The 19247-nt window shown below is 61.4% G+C and carries 19 protein-coding genes and 1 pseudogene; 14 read left to right on the top strand and 6 right to left on the bottom strand.

Annotation, left to right across the window (positions count from 1 at the left end):
• The first annotated feature begins 643 nt into the window (after positions 1-643).
• Both IWX77_RS09475 and IWX77_RS09470 read left to right on the top strand, forming a co-directional pair.
• Positions 644-2119 (top strand): multicopper oxidase family protein, encoded by a 1476-nt coding sequence (locus IWX77_RS09475; RefSeq protein ID WP_196844261.1) that lies wholly within the window; start codon positions 644-646, stop codon positions 2117-2119.
• A gap of 46 nt (positions 2120-2165) precedes the next feature.
• Positions 2166-2588: a DUF302 domain-containing protein gene (locus IWX77_RS09470; RefSeq protein WP_196844260.1), complete on the top strand. Its 423-nt coding sequence runs from the start codon at positions 2166-2168 to the stop codon at positions 2586-2588.
• A 775-nt stretch (positions 2589-3363) separates the two neighbouring features.
• Here IWX77_RS09470 and IWX77_RS09465 read toward each other — a convergent pair.
• Positions 3364-3720 (bottom strand): thioredoxin family protein, encoded by a 357-nt coding sequence (locus IWX77_RS09465; RefSeq protein WP_196844259.1) that lies wholly within the window; start codon positions 3718-3720, stop codon positions 3364-3366.
• Between the two features lie 125 nt (positions 3721-3845).
• On the opposite strand from IWX77_RS09465, the gene IWX77_RS09460 reads away from it, so the two are divergent.
• The 3 genes from IWX77_RS09460 to IWX77_RS09450 all read left to right on the top strand — a co-directional run bounded on the left by IWX77_RS09460 (position 3846) and on the right by IWX77_RS09450 (position 6724).
• Entirely contained in the window at positions 3846-5222 is a 1377-nt protein-coding gene (locus IWX77_RS09460; protein WP_196844258.1) for an MBL fold metallo-hydrolase, read from the top strand.
• A 138-nt stretch (positions 5223-5360) separates the two neighbouring features.
• Complete coding sequence (locus IWX77_RS09455; protein ID WP_327012158.1) at positions 5361-5963, top strand: rhodanese-like domain-containing protein; 603 nt, start codon at positions 5361-5363, stop codon at positions 5961-5963.
• A complete protein-coding gene (locus tag IWX77_RS09450) occupies positions 5960-6724 on the top strand; it encodes a sulfite exporter TauE/SafE family protein (protein WP_196844256.1) in 765 nt (254 codons plus the stop codon). The genes IWX77_RS09455 and IWX77_RS09450 overlap by 4 nt, the downstream gene beginning before the upstream one ends.
• 15 nt (positions 6725-6739) lie before the next feature.
• Here the strand turns inward: IWX77_RS09450 and IWX77_RS09445 are convergent, their stop codons facing one another.
• Positions 6740-7030, bottom strand: a complete 291-nt coding sequence (locus IWX77_RS09445; protein WP_196844274.1) for a metal-sensitive transcriptional regulator — start codon at positions 7028-7030, stop codon at positions 6740-6742.
• Positions 7031-8240: 1210 nt separating this feature from the next.
• On the opposite strand from IWX77_RS09445, the gene IWX77_RS09440 reads away from it, so the two are divergent.
• From IWX77_RS09440 to istB, 3 genes are all read left to right on the top strand, one after another.
• Positions 8241-8615, top strand: a complete 375-nt coding sequence (locus IWX77_RS09440) for a rhodanese-like domain-containing protein (RefSeq protein WP_196844255.1) — start codon at positions 8241-8243, stop codon at positions 8613-8615.
• Positions 8616-9927: 1312 nt separating this feature from the next.
• Positions 9928-11172 (top strand): IS21 family transposase, encoded by a 1245-nt coding sequence (istA, locus tag IWX77_RS09435; protein WP_442784455.1) that lies wholly within the window; start codon positions 9928-9930, stop codon positions 11170-11172.
• Entirely contained in the window at positions 11169-11927 is a 759-nt protein-coding gene (istB, locus tag IWX77_RS09430) for an IS21-like element helper ATPase IstB (protein ID WP_196844253.1), read from the top strand. The genes istA and istB overlap by 4 nt, the downstream gene beginning before the upstream one ends.
• Positions 11928-12198: 271 nt before the next feature.
• On the opposite strand, the gene IWX77_RS09425 is transcribed toward istB, so the two are convergent.
• Positions 12199-12552 carry a hypothetical protein gene (locus IWX77_RS09425; RefSeq protein WP_196844252.1) on the bottom strand — a complete coding sequence of 118 codons (354 nt, stop codon included), beginning with the start codon at positions 12550-12552 and terminating at the stop codon, positions 12199-12201.
• A 563-nt stretch (positions 12553-13115) separates the two neighbouring features.
• Between IWX77_RS09425 and IWX77_RS09420 the strand changes: the two genes are divergently transcribed.
• The gene (locus IWX77_RS09420) at positions 13116-13862 is read left to right on the top strand and encodes an AAA family ATPase (RefSeq protein WP_196844251.1); all 747 of its coding nucleotides are present in this window, start codon (positions 13116-13118) and stop codon (positions 13860-13862) included.
• Between the two features lie 54 nt (positions 13863-13916).
• Here IWX77_RS09420 and IWX77_RS09415 read toward each other — a convergent pair whose 3' ends face one another.
• Both IWX77_RS09415 and IWX77_RS09410 read right to left on the bottom strand, forming a co-directional pair.
• Positions 13917-14057 carry a hypothetical protein gene (locus tag IWX77_RS09415; protein ID WP_196844250.1) on the bottom strand — a complete coding sequence of 47 codons (141 nt, stop codon included), beginning with the start codon at positions 14055-14057 and terminating at the stop codon, positions 13917-13919.
• A 3-nt stretch (positions 14058-14060) separates the two neighbouring features.
• Positions 14061-14204: a hypothetical protein gene (locus IWX77_RS09410; protein ID WP_334353658.1), complete on the bottom strand. Its 144-nt coding sequence runs from the start codon at positions 14202-14204 to the stop codon at positions 14061-14063.
• 153 nt (positions 14205-14357) lie between these two features.
• Here IWX77_RS09410 and IWX77_RS09405 point away from each other — a divergent pair, with 153 nt between their 5' ends.
• On the top strand, positions 14358-14795 hold the full coding sequence (locus IWX77_RS09405; protein ID WP_196844248.1) for a hypothetical protein: 438 nt from the start codon (positions 14358-14360) through the stop codon (positions 14793-14795).
• 220 nt (positions 14796-15015) lie between these two features.
• Here IWX77_RS09405 and IWX77_RS09400 read toward each other — a convergent pair.
• Positions 15016-15141 (bottom strand): annotated as a pseudogene (locus tag IWX77_RS09400) (ATP-binding protein); the annotation flags it as partial.
• A 383-nt stretch (positions 15142-15524) separates the two neighbouring features.
• Here IWX77_RS09400 and IWX77_RS09395 point away from each other — a divergent pair.
• Genes IWX77_RS09395 through IWX77_RS09380 form a run of 4 tightly spaced genes read left to right on the top strand, consistent with a single transcriptional unit; the run spans position 15525 to position 18755 of the window.
• A complete protein-coding gene (locus IWX77_RS09395; protein ID WP_196844247.1) occupies positions 15525-16349 on the top strand; it encodes an ABC transporter ATP-binding protein in 825 nt (274 codons plus the stop codon).
• Positions 16350-16359: 10 nt separating this feature from the next.
• Complete coding sequence (locus tag IWX77_RS09390) at positions 16360-17040, top strand: ABC transporter permease (RefSeq protein WP_196844246.1); 681 nt, start codon at positions 16360-16362, stop codon at positions 17038-17040.
• Positions 17041-17043: 3 nt separating this feature from the next.
• A complete protein-coding gene (locus IWX77_RS09385) occupies positions 17044-17823 on the top strand; it encodes an ABC transporter permease (RefSeq protein WP_196844245.1) in 780 nt (259 codons plus the stop codon).
• Complete coding sequence (locus IWX77_RS09380) at positions 17823-18755, top strand: ABC transporter substrate-binding protein (protein ID WP_196844244.1); 933 nt, start codon at positions 17823-17825, stop codon at positions 18753-18755. The genes IWX77_RS09385 and IWX77_RS09380 overlap by 1 nt, the downstream gene beginning before the upstream one ends.
• The last annotated feature ends 492 nt before the right edge of the window (positions 18756-19247 follow it).

Raw genomic sequence — 19247 nt, 5'->3', positions numbered from 1 at the left:
CTGGCTGGACATGGTGATGATTCCTGATTCTCGCCCTACGTCAAATGGCGAACTTGCTGTTAGGTACTGGCCTCACTCGACCTTGACACGTAGGGGGCGGGCTTCCCCCGATCGGGGCCAAGATGGTGAGGAGCTTGGCACTAGCAATGGCCTTCCGATTCGACCCGTTCGTCATGGCTTCACGCTATATCCCGCGACCCCTGGGCCTAGTTCGAAGCCGTCACGGCCTCGCGTTTGGGCCCTTCTTGTTGCGTGAGTTTCAGCGGGTTGCACCGGCGTGTGAGGTACGTGCCGTTCCACGTGCCACCACTGTGTATGTGCTACCACTGCACATTATATACCTCTAGGGGTATAGTGGAGATATGGATCAGTAGACGAAAGGAAACGATCAGATGATGTGGGGAACTGGAAATATGGGATGGTTTTGGGGGTTCGGACTGTTGGCTATTGCAGGTGTCGCCGTGCTCATTTCTGTCGTTGTTCGTTTACTGTCGAACAAATCCGGGAGCGATGACACGCGCTCTGCTCCGAGGCAAGCTGGTTCGGCCAGTGCCAGGCAGATTCTTGAGGAGCGTTTCGCTCGGGGGGAGCTTACTGCGGAGCAGTTGCGTGATCAGTTGCGGGTGCTCGAGGAGGGCCGGTAGTGCCCGATCTCAGTCGCCGTAGCGCCCTGATTCTCGGCGGTGTGGGGATTGCGGGCACGGCTGTGGGCGGGACGGGTTTCTTCGTCAATCAACGGATCTCATCAACCACGTCACCGGTGACACCCTCCGGGAGAGACCTCGTGGAGCCCCCGGGGCTACGAAGCGTCAATGGCACTCTCACTGTTGACCTCGAGTCTTCCCCCCAACAGGTGACTATCGCTGGCCGTGACGTGCGTGCGCTGAGTTACAACGGTGGTGTCCCCGGCCCCACACTGCGCGTTCGAGCGGGAGATACCCTCAGCGTGAGCCTGCGCAATGGTCTGGCAGATCCGAGCAACCTGCACGTGCACGGACTTCACGTCTCGCCTGAGAATAACGGCGACAACATGTTCGTTACTGTCGCGGCCGGCGACTCCTTTGATTACGAGTACGAATTGCCCTCCAATCACCCCCCGGGCGTGTATTGGTATCACCCGCATAATCATGGTTTTGTGGCTGACCAGGTATTCGGCGGGCTCTATGGGGCCATCATCGTTGAAGATCCCGACCCTATCCCTGCCGGCCGGGAACGCGTCCTCGTCATCTCCGACATCACCCTCGATTCCTCAGGAACAATTCCAGCGTCCACGGCGATGGAGAAAATGTCCGGACGCGAGGGAGACCTCGTCTTGGTCAACGGACAACTCACCCCCAGCATGACTGCCCGCCCCGGCGAACGGGAACGATGGCGCATCATCAATGCCTGCGTGTCCCGCTATCTGCGGCTGCGCCTCGACGGGCAGCAGATGTCCCTTCTCGGAATCGACTCCGGACGTTTCGAAGCCGCGCGCGAAGTCACCGAGGTTGTGCTGGCCCCCGGGAACCGGGCAGACCTTCTCGTCGCCGGCACGGCCGGCACCTCCGTACTGCGTGCCCACACCTCCAATCGAGGTACTTCCGGCGGAATGATGATGGGAGGCGGACGCTCCGCTGGCGCCGACGACATCGCGCTGGCGACACTCACGGTGGCCGGTGACACCGTCGACACAGTCGCCGCCGTACCCGGCCAGCCCGTTCCACGTGACTTACGCGCGGCGACCGTTACCGCCCGACGTGAGCTCATCTTCGCGATGGGAATGGGCGGGAATATGGGCGGCATGGGCGGGGGAATGATGTCAGCCACGATCAACGGCCAAGTATTCGATGCCACCCGGGTCGACACGACCGTGCAATTCGACAGCGTCGAGGACTGGTTGCTGACAAATACCAGCCCGCTCGATCACCCCATGCACCTGCACGTATGGCCGATGCAGATCATCGAACAGTCAGGCCAGCCCGTGGACACCATCATGTGGCAGGACGTCGTGAACATCCCGGCACGCAGCACCGTGCGCGTGCGTATCGCGTTTGACGACTTCAGCGGACGTACCGTGTATCACTGCCATATCCTCGACCACGAGGACAGCGGAATGATGGGAATCATCACCGCAAACTGACACCAGCCGCAACCATCAGTGCAAGAAAATGGATTAGGAGAAACCAATGAACTACGCACATACCGTCACCGTCTCGCTGTCCTATGAAGAAGCCGTCTCCAGAGTGCGGGAAGAACTCTCAAACCAGGGATTTGGCGTTCTTACTGAAATCGACGTCCATGCGACCTTTGAAACGAAACTTGGCGTGGAAAGCGCGAATACACTCGGCGACTATCTGATCCTGGGCGCATGCAACCCGGCCCTCGCCGAACAAGCGCTCACCGCAGAGCCAGACATGGGACTGCTGCTTCCGTGCAACGTCGTAATTCGGCGAAGCCCATCAGCGGATACCACCACGGTTCAAGCCATCAACTCGCAAACCATGGTCCAGCTCAGCAATTGCCCAGGGATACAGAACGTTGCTGATCAAGCCGATGAACGTCTTCTCGCCGCGCTCACCGCTCTACAAGAAGAAAACAGCAACACGTAACATCCGATCCGCCGCTGAAGCACGGTCAGGACTTTGTCGATGGATCTGTGAACAGCAACGCTCAGCGGCGCTATCTCGTGGGTTCATCGGGCACGAGGGCTATCAAGAACTTAACCGTGTTAGACGCGTTCTTCCTGATCTGTGTCAGGCTGAAAAATGCCCATAACTAGCGCGTTCATCTCTTGAAGCCCGTGGTCAGGGCGGACATTCACAACTTGAGCCCCTCACCGCCTGTGCCGGCCTATCTCCCGAGAATGTCCTTACTTCTTAGCAGGGACGTGCCGTTGGCTGGAAAGAAGGGGAGGGTGGCAATCCGCTCCACGCGGGTCTTCTCCACGATAGGCCGGGAATCGTGGCGGCGAGTGCATCACTGTGTGGCCAGCCGCATGCGTCCCGGGCAGCCGTCACGAGAAGATGGCGCGGATGGTGCCGTTAGCGTCCGAGCAGCCGGGACCAGAATGATCCGGTCGGTTTTTCTTTCACATGCCCGGCGCATTGTTGGTTGCGCGGCACACCGCGCATTACCTGATCAATGTGCTGACCGCAGCCCGCCCACGTTGTTTTTTGGCACACTTTGCACGCTACGGCACGACACATGAGGGATCTCCATTCGATGAGGTGAACTATCAATACAGACTATACCCCGGGGAGTATTGCAGCCGAGGCGCGCACCGCACGTTCATTGAAGACGGGAATGTCGATGCCCTCCACTCGTTCACCGAAAGCGGGTGTCGCCGCCGGAGGTGGGGGAGGTGTGCTCATGGAGCAGGAGCTCTTAGTGGGCGGCGATGCTGGCGCGCACGTCGTCCATGTTGAGGTCCTCGACGCCGGCAATGAGTTCTTCCAAGCTGGCAGCGTTAAGGGCGCCCGGCTGGGAAAAGACGAGCACGGAGTTCCGAAACGCCATCAGCGTGGGGATGGAGCGGATGCCGGCGGCTGCGGCTAATCCTTGTTCGGCTTCGGTGTCGACTTTTCCGAAGGTGATTGCGGGGTGTTTTTCAGAAGCGGCGGTGAATGTTGGGGCGAAACTGCGGCACGGGCCGCACCATGCGGCCCAGAAATCGACCAGCACGATGGGACTCTGGGTAATGGTCGCGTCAAAGGTGGTCTCGGTGAGATCGGTAGTAGCCATACAGAAACACTATACCCTTAGGGGTATCTTGCATACCGTATGGGGTATGTGCGAGACTGGGGCGCGTACCCACTACACGCCCCAACTCGTGCCGGCGTGGTGGGCCCCGATCTTTGGAGGCCACGATGATTTTGACCCAGTACTACCTCAACTGCCTGTCCCATGGTTCGTACCTTGTCGGTGATGAGACGAGCGGTCAAGCCGTTGTCGTGGACCCTCGCCGCGACATCGACGAATACCTCGCCGATGCCCAGGCGAACAACCTGACCATTGTCGGCGTGATCAACACGCATTTCCACGCTGACTTCGTCGCCGGTCACCTTGAGCTGGCCGCAGCCACTGGCGCCTGGATCGGCTACGGTGCCCGCGCTGAGACCGAGTACGAGATCCGTCACCTCGCCAATGGCGAGAAAATCTCGCTCGGTGAAGTGGAACTAGAAATTCTCGACACCCCCGGGCACACCTGGGAGTCCATCAGCATCGTCGTTCGTGAACACGCCGGCAACGCCGTTCCCCACGCCGTCCTCACCGGCGATACCCTCTTCATCGGTGACGTGGGCCGTCCCGACCTGGCCGCATCCGTCGGCGCCGATCCCGACCAACTGGCCCGCGCCCTGTATGGGTCGATCCACACGACGCTTCTTGCCTTGCCTGATGCGGTGCGTGTTCTCCCCGCCCACGGCGCTGGTTCCGCTTGCGGCAAGAACCTCTCCGACGAGCTCGAATCCACCATCGGCAATCAGCGCCTGACGAACGCGTCTGTGCAGCCAATGAGTGAAGATGACTTCGTGACGATGATCCGCAGCGGCCAGCCCGCAATCCCCGGCTATTTCGCCGTCGACGCGATGATCAACCGCAGCGCGCACGAAATCATCGGTTCCACCCGCGAGCTAGCACCGCTCACCTTGACGGATGTTCGTACATCCGTTGAACGCGGGGCCCGCGTTCTCGACACCCGCAGCCCCGAGGACTTCGCGCTCGGGCACCTGGCCGGGTCCATCAACGTGGGACTGGACGGTCGCTTCTCCGAGACGGCCGGAATGGTCATCCAGCACGACGACAGCATCGTGATCATCGCCGACTCCGGCCGCGAAGCCGAGGCCGGAATGCGGCTGGCCCGCATCGGCTTCGACCAGGTCGTCGGATATCTGACAAACCCGGCGCAGGCGTTCACTGACCTCGGCTCACTGGTGCAGGTCGGTGCGCGGGTCGAGCTTGACGACTTCGAGGCTCTGCGCCGGGACACCGCCGCAACACTCCTCGACGTACGCAACCCCGGCGAGGTCGAGCAGGGCGCGATCCCGGGCTCGCTGCGGATTCCTTTGGCCGAGCTGAGCCAGCGCCACGCCGAAGTGCCCGCCGGACCCGTGATCATCCACTGTGCCAGCGGCTGGCGTTCAAGCGTCGCCGCGAGTGCCCTGCGGAGCCTTGGCCATTCGGACGTCACCGACCTCATCGGCGGCTACAACGCCTGGGCCGCCCCGCACGCCGTCGGTGCCTGAAGAAGCTCAGGCCGCGGCTGAACACCTGACCAATGCTGGGTTCACGGCAGACACGATCGTGGGAGGCCTGCCTCAATGGCAGGCCGCAGGATGGCCCAGTATTGCTACGCTCCCGCACCAAACTGAAACGGATCCACTATCTCTGATACCACGCGCACCGTCAGCCCCACTCCGCCACCAATTGGGGCAGACGAGTTCCACCGATGGGTTCTCAATCATGACGACCTGATGATCATCGATGTGAGGGAGGGCTCGGAGTTTGAAACCCGGCATATCCGGGGTGCGCATCACGTGCCACTGCCCCTGCTCAAAGAACACACTGCAGAGTTTGCGAACTTGATGGCGACCCGGGTTGTGCTGGTGTGCCAGTCGGGTCGACGCGCGGAAGAAGCGCGGAAAAAGCTTGACGCAGCTGGTCTGACTGGTGCTCGCGTGTTGACCGGTGGCGTGGCGAGCTATGCCGCGGCCGGCGGCGATATCGTCACCGGCCGCTCCACGTGGGCCATGGATCGACAGGTACGCATGACGGCCGGATCCCTGGTGTTGGCGAGCGTGCTGGCCGGAAGGTTCATCCATCCGCAGTTCCGACTTCTCGCTGGCGTTATCGGCGCCGGCCTCACGGTGTCGGCCGCCACCAACAGTTGCACGCTGGGCCGCATTCTGTCGTGGATGCCCTGGAACCGCCCGGTTTCCGAACCCACGAAGAGCGACGTTCTCGCTCAGCTGGCGCCGCACGCATGATCCTGGCCGCGCTGCTTCTCGGAGTGATCGTCGGTACGCTCCTCGGCCTGGTCGGCGGGGGCGGGTCAATCCTGGCCGTACCGGCATTGGTCTACGGTGTCGGGTTACCCCTCGAAGAGGCGATACCGACCTCGCTGATCGTCGTGGGAGCGGCGTCGGCGGTCGCCGTGCTTCCCCGGCTGCGCACCGGCGTCAACTGGCGTCTCGCTGGCATCATCGGCGCCGCCGGAATCCCCACGGCCTACCTCGGCACTCTCGTAAATCGACTGGTTGACCCTCAGCTTCTGCTCGTCGCTTTTAGCGCGATCATGGTAATTGCCGGTGTGCGGATGTTCTTTGCCACCCCCGCTGTAGCTGGCCCCTGCGCGCTGCCCGGCGGCGGGACCCGATGGCGCAGCTGTCTGCCCCGTGCGCTGGCCACAGGCACCGTCGTCGGGTTCCTGACCGGGCTGCTCGGCGTCGGCGGCGGGTTTCTGATCGTCCCGGCACTGGCCCTCGTGCTCGGACTTCCCATGAGCGTCACGATCGGCACGTCCCTCGTGATCATCGTCATCAATTCGGCCGCCGGCTTCAGCGCCCACCTGAGCGACGTGCAGATCGACTGGGCCGTCACCGGCGCCTTTGCGGGAACGGCCATGCTGGCATCCCTGATTGCGGGCAGACTCAGCCGAGGGATCCCCGACCGCATTCTCAAAACAAGCTTCGCGATCCTTGTGCTCATCATCGCCGTGTACGTCGCGGTCCGCGCCGTCGCGGGCTAGCTATCATGAGCGGCGTCAGGCAAGGGAGAGAAAAAGCTTCTCAAGCTCATCGACTCTGAGCTTATTGGTTTCTCCATTCGCGCCGCTATCGATGAGACACTCTTTCATCGCCGACGAGATGATCGTGAACCCCGCCCGGTCAATGGCGCTCGAGACGGCAGCCAGCTGGGTGACCACGGCACGGCAATCGGCGCCAGATTCAACGGCTGTGATGACGGCACCAAGCTGCCCCTGCGCGCGCTTGAGCCGATTGAGGGTCTTGCGCAGATCGTCGCTGGCGTGGGTTGCGGGTGCGGTAATTCCCATGAGTGTGTGCTCCTGTTGGTAGGTGGATGCGCGGCTGGTTTTGCCTAAGATCACGATACCCCTTAGGGTATAAGTATACTCAAAAATGGCAGCAAGCGTTTCACAATGAAAAGTAAATGAGGCTATTCGAATGCGTGACCAGCGCACCGGCAGAGACGAATCATCACGGCGTGCTCCTTGGCGCGGCAAGCTGGCCGGGCTCGGCGCGGACCTGCGTCACTGGCCCTCCCGACGCTGGTGGGTTGCCGTGGCAACAGCACTATTTACGGTGGTCTTCATTGCCATCCCGACGGACTTGATTGACACGCCATTGTTTTCGAGAGAGATCCCGCCAACCGTGTGGTCGTGGTCGTGGTCGTGGTCGTGGCCGGTGCTCGTCCTCAGCGCGGTTTTAGCGGGTCTGGTCACTGCCACCTATGTGGCACACCCGGACGGCGCTACGTCCAGTCGGGCGGCGGGCTGTGCGGGCATGGCTGGCTGGTGACGTTCTTCGCCGTTGGGATGCCCCGTCTGCAACAAATTGGTTCTTCTCGCTCTGGGGACAACCGGGGCGATGCAATTCTTTGAGCCGGTCCAGCCGTATCTGGCCGCCGCGTCCATTGTTTTGTTGATCTGGGCTCTCTATGCACGCATGACTCGAGAATATTCGTGTCGGCTGCCTGCTCGGGCCGATGCTGCGGTCGAAGTTCCCGACCTTGTTCACTGACCTTCGAACCTGGACCCCGCGCCGCCGGCTGATCGCAACTGCCGTTGCCGCAGGCGTCTTGATAGTTCTTTCCATCGGCTGCGCACCGAGTGCGGGCGGCGCGGGTATCGCGCTGTGGGGGACAGTCGCGGTCACTGCTCTCGGAGCGAGCTTGATCGGTTTGATCGTTGCCAGTTATATCGGCACGCCTATCGGCGCCGACGCAACTCTCTGTGACACGCGATGGCCGGCTCTGGGCCTGATTGCGCTCTATCTGACCACCGAAATACGCTCTCTCGACCCGGTCGTGAGCGGTGCTGCTCGTCCGGTTCTTATTGCTGCCGTCCTCACCATGTTGGTCTGGGACCTTCGCGAACGTCGAGCAAACACTCGCTGCGAATCGTCAGAGTCCGCTGAGGGTGGGGTCTGCGCCACCTGCGTGCCCTTGTTCTCCCGCTCACGGAAAGTCACCCCGGAGCCGATCACAGTGCTCCCCATTTCACGCAGCGGTCAGGACGCCCAGCCATGAAGACAGCACTCACTGTTATCACAATTGCCGTGGCGGCACTGCGCAGCATTGCAGCCTGCGCGAGCCCCGCGCCGGCGCCCTCCATCACTATCACTTCCAGTACGGTCATCGTCGATGTCCGCACCGCAGAAGAGTATGTCGGTGGACACCTTCAGAACGCCATCAATATTGACGTGCAATCCCCGGACTTCGACACGCTGATCGCGGCTCTGCCAATCGACGGGGACTACATCATCTACTGCGCCTCCGGAAACCGGTCCGCTGCAGCTGTCACCCGCATGGCCGAGCTCGGGTTCACCACGCTGACCGATGCTGGCGGCGTCACGGACGCGTCTGCCGCCACCGGACTGGCCATCGTCGTCGACAAATGAGCTTCACACAAACAGCACTGAAAGTATACCCCATGGGGTATACTTTGGACTTCGGTTTGACTAACTAAGGAGTCATTATGTGCAGTCCCATGCGATGCGACAATTGCGAAAAAACGACCTGGACCGGTTGCGGGATGCACGTCGATGGAGTTATGGCCGACGTCCCAACGAGTCAGCAATGCACCTGCGCCGCCCGCACGAACTCCTAACCGCCCTCGGACGTCGCACGGTTCATCGCTAATTATGACTAGATCTTGTTGATCTCAAACCTCGCGCACGCGACGCCCGACGGCAAACTGCGCACGCACGGACGGAACCGTGCCAGCAGTCGTCGGTGTGGCGCAGTCTCACTGTGCGGATTCGTCGCTCTGGCAGGAACTGTGAGACTATCAACGCATCAGGTCGGGTCGCGGCTTGACCAGTGTTGGGATTGACCGCCGCTGAGTTGCTGGCGTGTCTTTTCGTTGATCTGTCGGCCAGCCGCAGTACTTGTTGAACGCCACGCCCGACGATGCCAAGAATTGGGTGAACCGGTTCCTTATTGGGTTGATGATGAGGTCTTCTCTGGAGGGCTTCTGGAAGGTCGCACGCGCACGGTGGTGGAGGAGATCAGTTACGTGCAGGTCGTCAATTACGAGTGGCGCGTCACGGACCCGTCCGAGCATGACCGCTCATCGAACACTGCACGCTCAAATGGTTGGCGCACTAGCGTGCCGTCGTCGACTTGTTAGCCCTTCGGCCGCTCGGAGCTCACGAAATCTGTCCCGCTCAGTGTCCGGTTCTGGACCTCGATTACCTTCGTTGAAGGGTTTAGTTGTCAGGTTCACCGTGGTCGGGAACTCCCCAGAGTGAAGGTGTTGCAACGACCACGAGAACCCGAGAGCGCTGACAAGAAGTCCTACGTCACAGATCTTGCGGATGCCGCTGGGAAACCGTGAAGGTTCTAAGATGCCCAGCATGATGGATAGCGATAATCGGGGTCGGTATGTACCGAGTCGACGAGGATTGGCCGGCAGTGAGCCCGCTCATCGACTGCCGTTTGACCTATCCACCCTGTCGGTGACGGGTTTGGTCGGTATTTGCGACCTTTTCATCCGCTTCCAGTGAACTCTCGGCCATCCATGACGATAACCCAGTATGTGCGGTTGTCCGAGGAATCGATGATTCATCTGAATATGGATCGTGCGGTGTCCTCGTCCCAGCATGAGCGCATGAAGGTGGTTGTATCTTGAAAATGTTCCGCATGTTAACGCCGACCGAAAACAGGGCCAGTATCGCCGATTGAAAACAGGGCCACCAGCCACTATGGAGGGTGATCAATATGGATGATTGGGCGAAGATTCGCCAGCTGTTTTCAACGGGCCAGCACTCGAAGCGGGAGATCGGCCGACTGGTCGGTGTCTCGCGAGGGACGGTGGATCGGGCGTTGGAGTCGGACCGGCTGCCGAAGTATCAGCGGGCCGCGACCGGCTCGAGTTTTGATGCGTATGCGGCGCAGGTTCGGGTGCTGTTGGCCGTGACGCCGAGGATGGCGGCGTCGACGTTGGCGGAGCGAGTGGGCTGGTTGGGGTCAGCGTCGGTGTTCCGCGACAAGGTCGCCGCGATCCGTCCGGAGTATGTGCCGCCGGACCCGGCCGATCGGCTGGTGCACGAGCCCGGCAAGCAGGTGCAGTGCGATCTCTGGTTCCCGCACGAGCCGCTTCCGCTGGGCCATGGCCAGGAGGGCATGCCGCCGGTGTTGGTGATGACGTCAACGTTCTCTGGCTTCTTCCAAGCGATCATGTTGCCGTCGCGGACGACACCGGACCTGCTCGGCGGGATGTGGTCGCTGCTGCAAGGTGCCGGCGTCGTGCCGCCCCGGCTGACGTGGGACAACGAGACCGGCATCGGCAAGGGCAAACTCACCGAACGCACCGCCGCGTTCGCTGGCACCCTCGGCACCGAGATCAAGCTGCTCAAAGCCCGCGATCCGGAGTCCAAGGGCATGGTCGAGCGCCGCAACCGGTTCTTCCGGTCGTCGTTCATGCCGGGCCGGCACTTCGCCTCGCCGCAGGACTTCAACGAGCAGATCACCGGCTGGCTGCCGCTGGCCAACGCACGTCATTCCCGGTCCCGGCGGGCGCGCCCGATCGACCTGATCGAGCAGGACCGCGCGGCGATGCGGCCGCTGTCGCCGGTGCCGCCGGATGTGCTCTTTCGCAACACGGTGCGCCTGCCGCGGGACTACTACGTCCGGGTGCTCTCCAACGACTACTCCGTCGCGCCTTCGATGATCGGCCGGCTCGTCGATGTGACCGCGAGCCTAGACACGGTCAACGTCACCCACAATGGGGTGAACGTCACGTCTCACGAACGGGAATGGGCCCGCGCGCTGACGGTGACCGACCCGGAACATGTCGCGCAGGCCGACGTGCTGCGGCGCCAGTTCCAGTCGCTGCGGCATCGCCGCCCGCAACCGACGGTCGCGTTCGTCGAGACGGCCCGCCTGGCAGCCTATGACCGGCTGTTCGGCGTGGATACCGGCCCCGAGCTGCGCGACCTGGACGTGGTCTCATGAGCAGCACCGCGGCTTCACAGATCGAGTACTACGCCCGGGCGCTGCGCGCCCCCAGGATTGGCGACGCGTTCCGCCGCCTCGGCGACCAAGCTCGTGATGCGGGCTGGTCGCACGAGGAATACCTCGCCGCAGTCCTCTCCCGCGAGGTGTCCGAACGCGAAGCGTCGGGCGCTGCGCTGCGCATCAAAGCGGCCCGGTTCCCCGGCCACAAGACCCTCGAGGACTTCAACTTCGACCACCAACCCAGCGCCGACCGGAACCTGCTCGCGCACCTGGGCACGAGTGCTTTCGTCAGCGAAGCGAAGAACGTTGTGTTACTCGGGCCGCCCGGCACCGGCAAGACCCACCTCGCCGTCGCGCTGGGCGTCCAGGCGGCCAAACACGGGCACCGCGTCCTCTTCGACACCGCCACCGGCTGGGTCGCCCGATTGCAGGAATCGCACTCCCGTGGCAAGCTCGCTGCCGAGCTGACAAGGCTGCGTCGATACAGCGTTCTGATCTGCGATGAAGTCGGCTACATTCCGTTTGACCAGGACGCCGCGAACCTGTTTTTCCAACTCGTCGCGAGCCGTTATGAACATGCGTCTCTGATCCTCACGAGCAATCTAACCTTCGGGCGGTGGGGCGAGGTCTTCGGCGACCAGACCGTCGCCTCCGCCATGATCGACCGAATCGTGCACCACGCCGACGTTCTCAGCCTCAAAGGCGTCAGCTATCGGCTCAAAAGCCACCAGCCCGCCGCTGATACGGCATAGTAGAAAACACAGATAGTGGTCCTGTTTTCAAACGGCACTATTGGCCCCGTTTTGGGTCGGCGTCAACATCCGCAGCTGACGTGATTGCAGAGGTTCTTACACTGGTGCAGGCGTATGCCGTGGAAGGTGATTCGTTTCCGTGGGAAGAATATGCGCAGGCCGCACTGTTGGGGGAATCTCGGTTGATGCCGAGTCTTTGCGCGATCTTCCGTACACGGTGCTTCTCTCGGATGGGCTCGCCGCGATTTACGAATTCTGATCGACACGCGCCTCACGGTGTGTCAGCTGAGGTGAGTTTTACGGGGGGTGTGTCGTGTTCGACGGCGGAGGCCCATACCCATGCGCGGCGTGTGCCGCGGTGGTCCCGTTCGATGTAGCCGGCACGAGATGTCCAGGCAGGGGCGTGGCCGTGGATCGGGCGGGAGATTGCGGGGTAGCGCACCCATGCCCGGATGTGGACGGGGGTGGGTGCCATGGTTGTGGGGAGGTGGCCGAGTTCGGCGGCAGGGAGGCTGAAGGGCTGGGCGGTGAATGCGGTGCCGTAGTCGGGTTCGACCTGGGGGAGGGTGTTGGCCATTGTTGGCGGGACGGGGTGCGGAGTGCTGAGGTATGGTTCCTGTCCCATACCCTCATTAGAACATATGATCTATGAAATAATCATGAATTATGAGACGGTGTGATCGCTTACTGGCCACAGCTCTAACGCCTGCTGCGCAGACGGCGCTTGACGAACTCTAGCCCGGGAGCACATCGGTTTTAGACGCCGAGCGCTGACAGCCCTCATGCGGACGAGCCAACTTTGTACCAAGTCGGAAACCCCGCATTTACCCCGCAGATTGAAATCGATCGCCTGTGATCATCGTGATCGAAATTCCAGTGTTTCACTGGGATCAACGAGTGAATCACGGCTCTGTGATCGAATGAGATGTTGATCAAGATAATCGTGGTGTCGCGGGTTCAATTCCCGCTCCCGCTACAAAAACCCCGGATTTCCGCGGAAGTCCGGGGTATTTTTTCGCCGATTTTAGGCCGACCCCGCATTAGACGTGCTGATTGAAAACGTGTGTGGCCGCCGATTCATCGTTTCAACGGCTCGAAAACAGCAGGCATTTTGGCGACCGGAGGGGCATTCAGCGTGGACGAATTCTCGTACTTGAGTCCTTCAGGATGTGTCGAATTTGGCCCGCTTTGACCCCGCAGATCGAGATCCCGGAAAGCTTCGAGGTTGCCATATACGGCGTATTCGAAGGGCCGGCCGGCTACGCGTCCGTGGTTCCACTCGCGCGATTCGAGCACGAATGGCTCCTTCGATTTAAGTCCTCCATCGTTGACCGGGGCCTGCGGTGCTCCGAAGCGCGGTCGGGCGCTCACCGCACCAGCTTCGGACCGCTGCCGAGGTGGGATGATGTCGATGTGAGCGATCTCCAGTCAGGTGAGGGCCGAATGGGCGACCCGCCCACGTTGACGCTGTTCTGCGGCCTTCCCGGATCCGGCAAAACCACGCTGGCTCGGCGTCTGGAGACCGATGGGAAAGGGATCCGCCTGTGCACGGACGTTTGGCAGGCAGAACTTGGAGTCGACCACGGTGACACGGACTTTCACAGTCGGCTACAGCCCTTGCTCTACCGCCACGGGTTGACGTTAATGAGGCACGGCGTCGACGTCATCCTTGAGGACGGACTGTGGATGACGGAGGAGCGGACCGAGAAGTTTCGCTATGCCCATGCCTGCGGCTCGCGCATCGAACTGCACATCTTTGATGTTTCCTACGACGCGCTATGGAATCGATTGCGGAACCGCAACCAAGACGCCGCTGCCGGTGCGTACGCGATGACTCAGGACGAGCTGAGGCGAGCATGGGACCTGTTTCAGCGTCCGTCACTGAAAGAGTTGGCCTCCGTAGATTCCTACGAGTTCCATGTTGGCGGATGCTAGAGAATTACTGAGCACGTGGTGGCCGCCTACTGTCTAATGCAAAATAAAGGTGACTTAGGCTGCTCTCTTGGTAAGTACCGCGTCGAATCCGGCGCTGTCGAGTTCCTTGCGCGCCCTTCGCTTGATTCGTTCCGGATCCAGCTTCGCGTAGTGGTCGACGCTGTGACCCAAATAGGTTTCTCCGGTGGTGAGCATGTTTCAGACTGTGGTCAGGATGGTGTTTTCGACGGCGACGACGGCTTTTATTGGACCGCGCCGGGTCGCGATGCGGCGATATTCCACCGCTGGGTAGCTGGTTTTGCTGGGGGCTGCGGCCATCGCGGCGGTGCCGGAGGTGGGCACGCACCGCGCGCCCATTATTGCAATTCGAATTCAGCAAGACGACGTCACGGCAACCGCCTCATAACCTGACTGCCTCCCAACACATGAGATACGGTACAGAGCGATCTGGGCCGCCACCGAGCGGCGAAGATCACCATCGCCTGCACTTACGTCATGCGCCACGAGCTGACCATCGCTGCTCTGCGCGATGCCGTCATGCCCCTCCTCGCGCCGACAGTTCGTGAAGTGTCCTTCAGCGACGAGCACCCCAAGACCTGGACGCTTCTCGGTGGATCGACCGGCATCGTGTGCGAGGTCGAATACTGTGGCAACTGGTACGTTCAACTCGACGACTGGTACGTCCTCGAACTATGGTCCGTCGGCGAAACCCGCCTCACGATCTTCCTCGCGTCGTTTGACGTGAAACCCGTTCAGCTCGTCACAGCGAGAATTGGCGCAAGAGTCGTGGGCTCATGGTTGCGGTTCGCCGATGGCATCGAATTCGAAGACCCAACTTGGATGGACAAACTCATTGCCAGGTGTCGTGGCTACTCTCTTCAGGTCACTCCCTGGGTTACGGGAACCGAACGCTTTGACCTGATCCCGGACTGACACGGATAATGACTGACACCCGCGGGACGGTGATTCGTGCGACGAGGATGAACGGGGCCGCTACAACGAACCGCCGGCACCGAACAGCGACGCCCCGAAGACCAGCGGAACCCAAGATCCCCATCGGGCACAGGGAATTGACGATTGCGGCAGGTGGATATAGCAACCTGATTTGGCCCCGGGTGAGCATTGTGCGTTGGCCCCGCCCGGGGTTGGCTGCTCAGGCTGAGCGGGCTTGGTCCTGGGTGCTTTTGAGGCGGCAGGACTGGGCGCCGGTGTTGATGACGTGGCCGCGAAAGGTGAGTCGGTCGACGATCGCGGCGGCCAGTCTGGGGTCGGTGAAGGTGTGGCCCATTCGCCGAGGGGGCACGCTCATCGGCCTGGTGCACGTCTCCAAACTACAAGCCCCAGAACCAGAAAACTTCTATCTGCAGGGTGAGTGGAATCGCACCCCGCGAGACGTGACCTTGACGACTGACTTGAGGCTCCGTGAGCGCCCTGAATTTAGTCCTAGATAATCGTGGTGTCGCGGGTGGCGAGTAGCCGTAGTCGGTACCCTTGGTCCACCGAGGTGGTACCGATTACGTGGACCAACTACGTGGACCAACTACGTGGACTGGAGGTACCAACAAGGGCTACTCGCCAATTCAGACGCAACGAATAGAATTGTTCTTTGAAGAGCCCGGCAAGTGTTGATTCGTGAGACCTACGAGGAATGAGCCGCCCGTCATGATCGAATTCCAGAACGTTTCAAAGCGCTTTCCGGATGGCACCCTCGCTGTCGACAACTTCTCCCTCGTGCTTCCCTCGCACAAGGCGACAGTATTCGTAGGGTCGTCCGGCTCGGGCAAAACAACGCTGCTCCGGATGATCAACCGGATGATCGACCCGACCGCCGGCAGCATCCTGATCGACGGCGAGGATACTTCCGGCCTCAATCCGGTGTCGCTTCGCCGACGGATCGGCTACGTTCTCCAGGCCACCGGACTCCTCCCGCACCGGAGGGTGGTCGACAACATCGCCACGGTACCGCGGTTGAACGGTGTGCCGAAGCGGGCGGCCCGCCGGGACGCGCTCACATTGCTCGACACGGTTGGACTCGACCGATCGCTCGCAGAGCGGTATCCGGACCAGCTCTCCGGCGGCCAGCAGCAGCGCGTCGGAGTTGCGCGTGCTCTCGCTAGCGACCCGGACATCCTTCTCATGGATGAGCCGTTCGGCGCGGTCGACCCGATTGTTCGGGCGGAACTCCAGGTCGAACTCAACCGCTTGCAGCGTGAACTCGGCAAGACCACGGTGTTCGTCACACACGACATCGACGAGGCTTTCGCGATCGCCGACCAGGTGGTGATCTTCCGCACTGGCGGTGTGATCGCGCAGGTGGGAACTCCGGCCGAGATTCTGGCAAACCCAGCGGACGAATTCGTCGCGACTTTCATCGGTGCGGACAGGGGAAAGCGCACCCTGCACCTCCAGCATCGCGAGGGGGACAGCGCGACCCTCATCGTCGATGGGGACGGCCGGCCCGCGGGAATTCTCGGGGCCGATCGATGAGGGAGGATCGATGAGCTGGTTCATCGAAAACGTCGACCTGATCTGGGGCCTCACTGCCAATCATGTTGCACTCAGCATTGTTCCGATTGTGCTCGGATTCGCGATCGCTATGCCACTTGGCTGGATCGCTAACCGGCGGCTGGCCCTGCGGTCGATCGTGATCACCGGGGGAAGTCTCCTGTACACAATCCCCTCCCTTCCGCTCTTCGTGATCCTGCCTTACGTGCTCGGGACGAAGATCACCGATGACCGGAACATTGTCGTAGCGCTGACTCTTTATGCGATTGCGATGATGGTGCGCACCGCGGCAGACGCCCTCGCGGCGGTGCCGGCGGATGCGATCGAGGCCGCTACGGCCATGGGGTACTCCACGTGGACCCGATTCTGGCTGGTGGAATTTCCTCTCGCTGGCCCGGTGCTTCTCGCGGGCCTTCGCGTGGTCTCGGCAAGCACGATCGCGCTCGTCTCGGTTGGTGCAATCATTGGTTCGGCCAACCTCGGCTACCTGTACACGAACGGCAAGCAACGCGACTTTCTCGAGGAGATCGTCATCGGCATCGTGGCGAGCCTCGTCATCGCCCTCGTCTTCGACGTTGTGCTCGTTCTTCTTGGCCGCGTGCTCATGCCCTGGACGCGGCGGAGAGGTCGGACCCGGTTCCGGAGCATCCTTCCCGTCGAGGGGGTGGCCTGACCCGTGCAATTCTTTCTTGACGCCTTCCGCTGGCTGTTGGATCCCGCGAATTACGTCGCAGGAGCGCAGAGCCCCCTACCGATCCAGGCTCGGATCGGCGAGCACCTGTTCTACTCGGTCGTGTCGGTGGTGATCGCGGCGATCATCGCGCTTCCACTCGGTTTTTACATCGGGCACACCGGGCGCGGCCGCCAGTTCGTGATCGGATTCACCGGTGGGATGCGGGCACTCCCGACACTTGGCCTGCTGATGGCCCTCTTCGTCATCGTCGGGGCGACAGTGCCGTTCACGCAGGCCGCGTTCGTTGCCTCGATAATCGCTCTGGTCATCCTGGCGATTCCATCGACTCTGGCCGGCGCATACGCGGGCATCGAATCGGTCGACAGCCAGACGGTGGATGCCGGACGTGCGAGCGGCATGACCGAGTTGCAGGTGCTCAGCCAGATCGAGATACCGCTCTCGCTCCCGCTGATTATCGGTGGTATCCGTGCATCCGCGCTGCAGGTGATCGCAACCGCCGTGATCGCCTCGTACATCTCGCTCGGCGGTCTCGGATCGATCATCGCAAGCGGTATCGGACTCAATGACAACAATCGCATCCTCGGCGGTGCCATGCTCGTCACCGTACTCGCGCTCGTGGTCGATGGGATCTTCGCACTCGCCCAGCGCCTGACCCGAAGACGCGGCTTCTCCGACACACGCCAGCAGAAAACACACGTCCGCGGCCGGTCACTCGGACCGGTCACGGTGGCGGGAACCACCGCCGACGAAGGGAAGAAATAATGTTCACAGCAAATCGAAGGGCACGGATCGCCACCGCGGTCATCGCCGCGGGAGCGCTCGTTGCACTGGCCGGGTGCGCCACCTCCAACCCGACCGGTACTTCGCCGACCGACTCCGCGACGGGGCCGAAGATTGTCGTCGGCTCATTCGCCTTCCCCGAAAGCGAGATCCTTGGCAATATTTATGCCCTCACCCTCAAGAACGCGGGTTACTCGGTCGATACGAAGTTCAATCTCGGACCGCGTCAGACCACGATTCCGGCGCTGAAGGACGGGTCGATCAACCTCATGCCGGAGTACAACGGCAACCTGCTGTTCTTCTATGACACGAAGAACACCGCCCGCACCACATCCGAGGTCGATGCTGCGCTTGCGACCAAGGTGCCGAAGGGATTCCGCGTGCTCACCTCATCCCCGGCCGAGGACAAGGACGCCTACGTCGTCACCCAGGAACTTGCAAAAAAAGAGGGGCTTGTTTCCATTGGCGACCTCACGAAGATTGAACCATTCAGTCTTGGGTCCAATCCACAGTTCGGCGAGCTCGCGTACGGCATCCCCGGCCTGAAGTCGGTTTACAAGATCAAGGATGTGACGTTCGTGCCGATCGAGGACTTCGGCGGACCAGACACGGTGAAGGCCCTCGTGGACAACGCGGTGCAGGTGGCCGACATTTACACGACCTCTCCTGATCTCGTCGCGAAGAAGCTCCTGGTGTTGAAAGATCCAGAGAACCTGATCGCTGCGCAGAACGTGCTGCCGTTGCTCAACTCGAAGATCTACAGTGCGAAACTCGCGAAGGTGCTCGACCGGGTTTCCGCCGCTCTCAGCACCACGGACCTGATCGCGCTGCGGGACCGCGTCGAAGGATCGGAGAAGGCCCAGGCCGCAACGGCAGCGAAGGACTGGCTCACGAAGAAGGGCCTGCTGAAATAACCGATTGCGAGACGCCGTCCCTCGCTGAGCTGCTCAAAATGCTCGGCCGTGACCTGGACGCCTGACCCCGCTTCCCCCGTTCTGGCTTTTCGGGGTTGTGGGGTGCTGCGTCCCGCAGCCGGTGTCGAGTGCTTTGGGCGCGGCGACACCGGCCAGTGAATCGACGACGTAGTCGACCATAGCGAGGTCTAAAGACGCTTCGAAATGAGTGTCGGGCAGAGCCGCTGCGTAGCTAACAGCGACCGCGTCATAGGCCGCTGGTCTGCGTAGGCACAGCGTCTGTCACAGATGCGATGCTGACAGATTGGTGCGACCTCACCATGGTTCCCCTTGCCGTTCGCGCCGGAGGAACGTGGTTTCTTTGTAACTCCTCAGACATCCCGCATTTACCCGCAGATTGAAAACGCACTGAGCAGCGGTTTCATCCTTTCAAGGGCTCGACAGACGACGTTCTCCACTTCCACGGCGATCTCGTCGCGTTGTCGGCGCAGA

The sequence above is a fragment of the Cryobacterium sp. CAN_C2 genome (assembly GCF_015751745.1).
GTDB lineage: Bacteria > Actinomycetota > Actinomycetes > Actinomycetales > Microbacteriaceae > Cryobacterium.
Note: the sequence above shows the minus strand (reverse complement) of the source record. Positions and strands in the feature narration are given on the sequence as shown.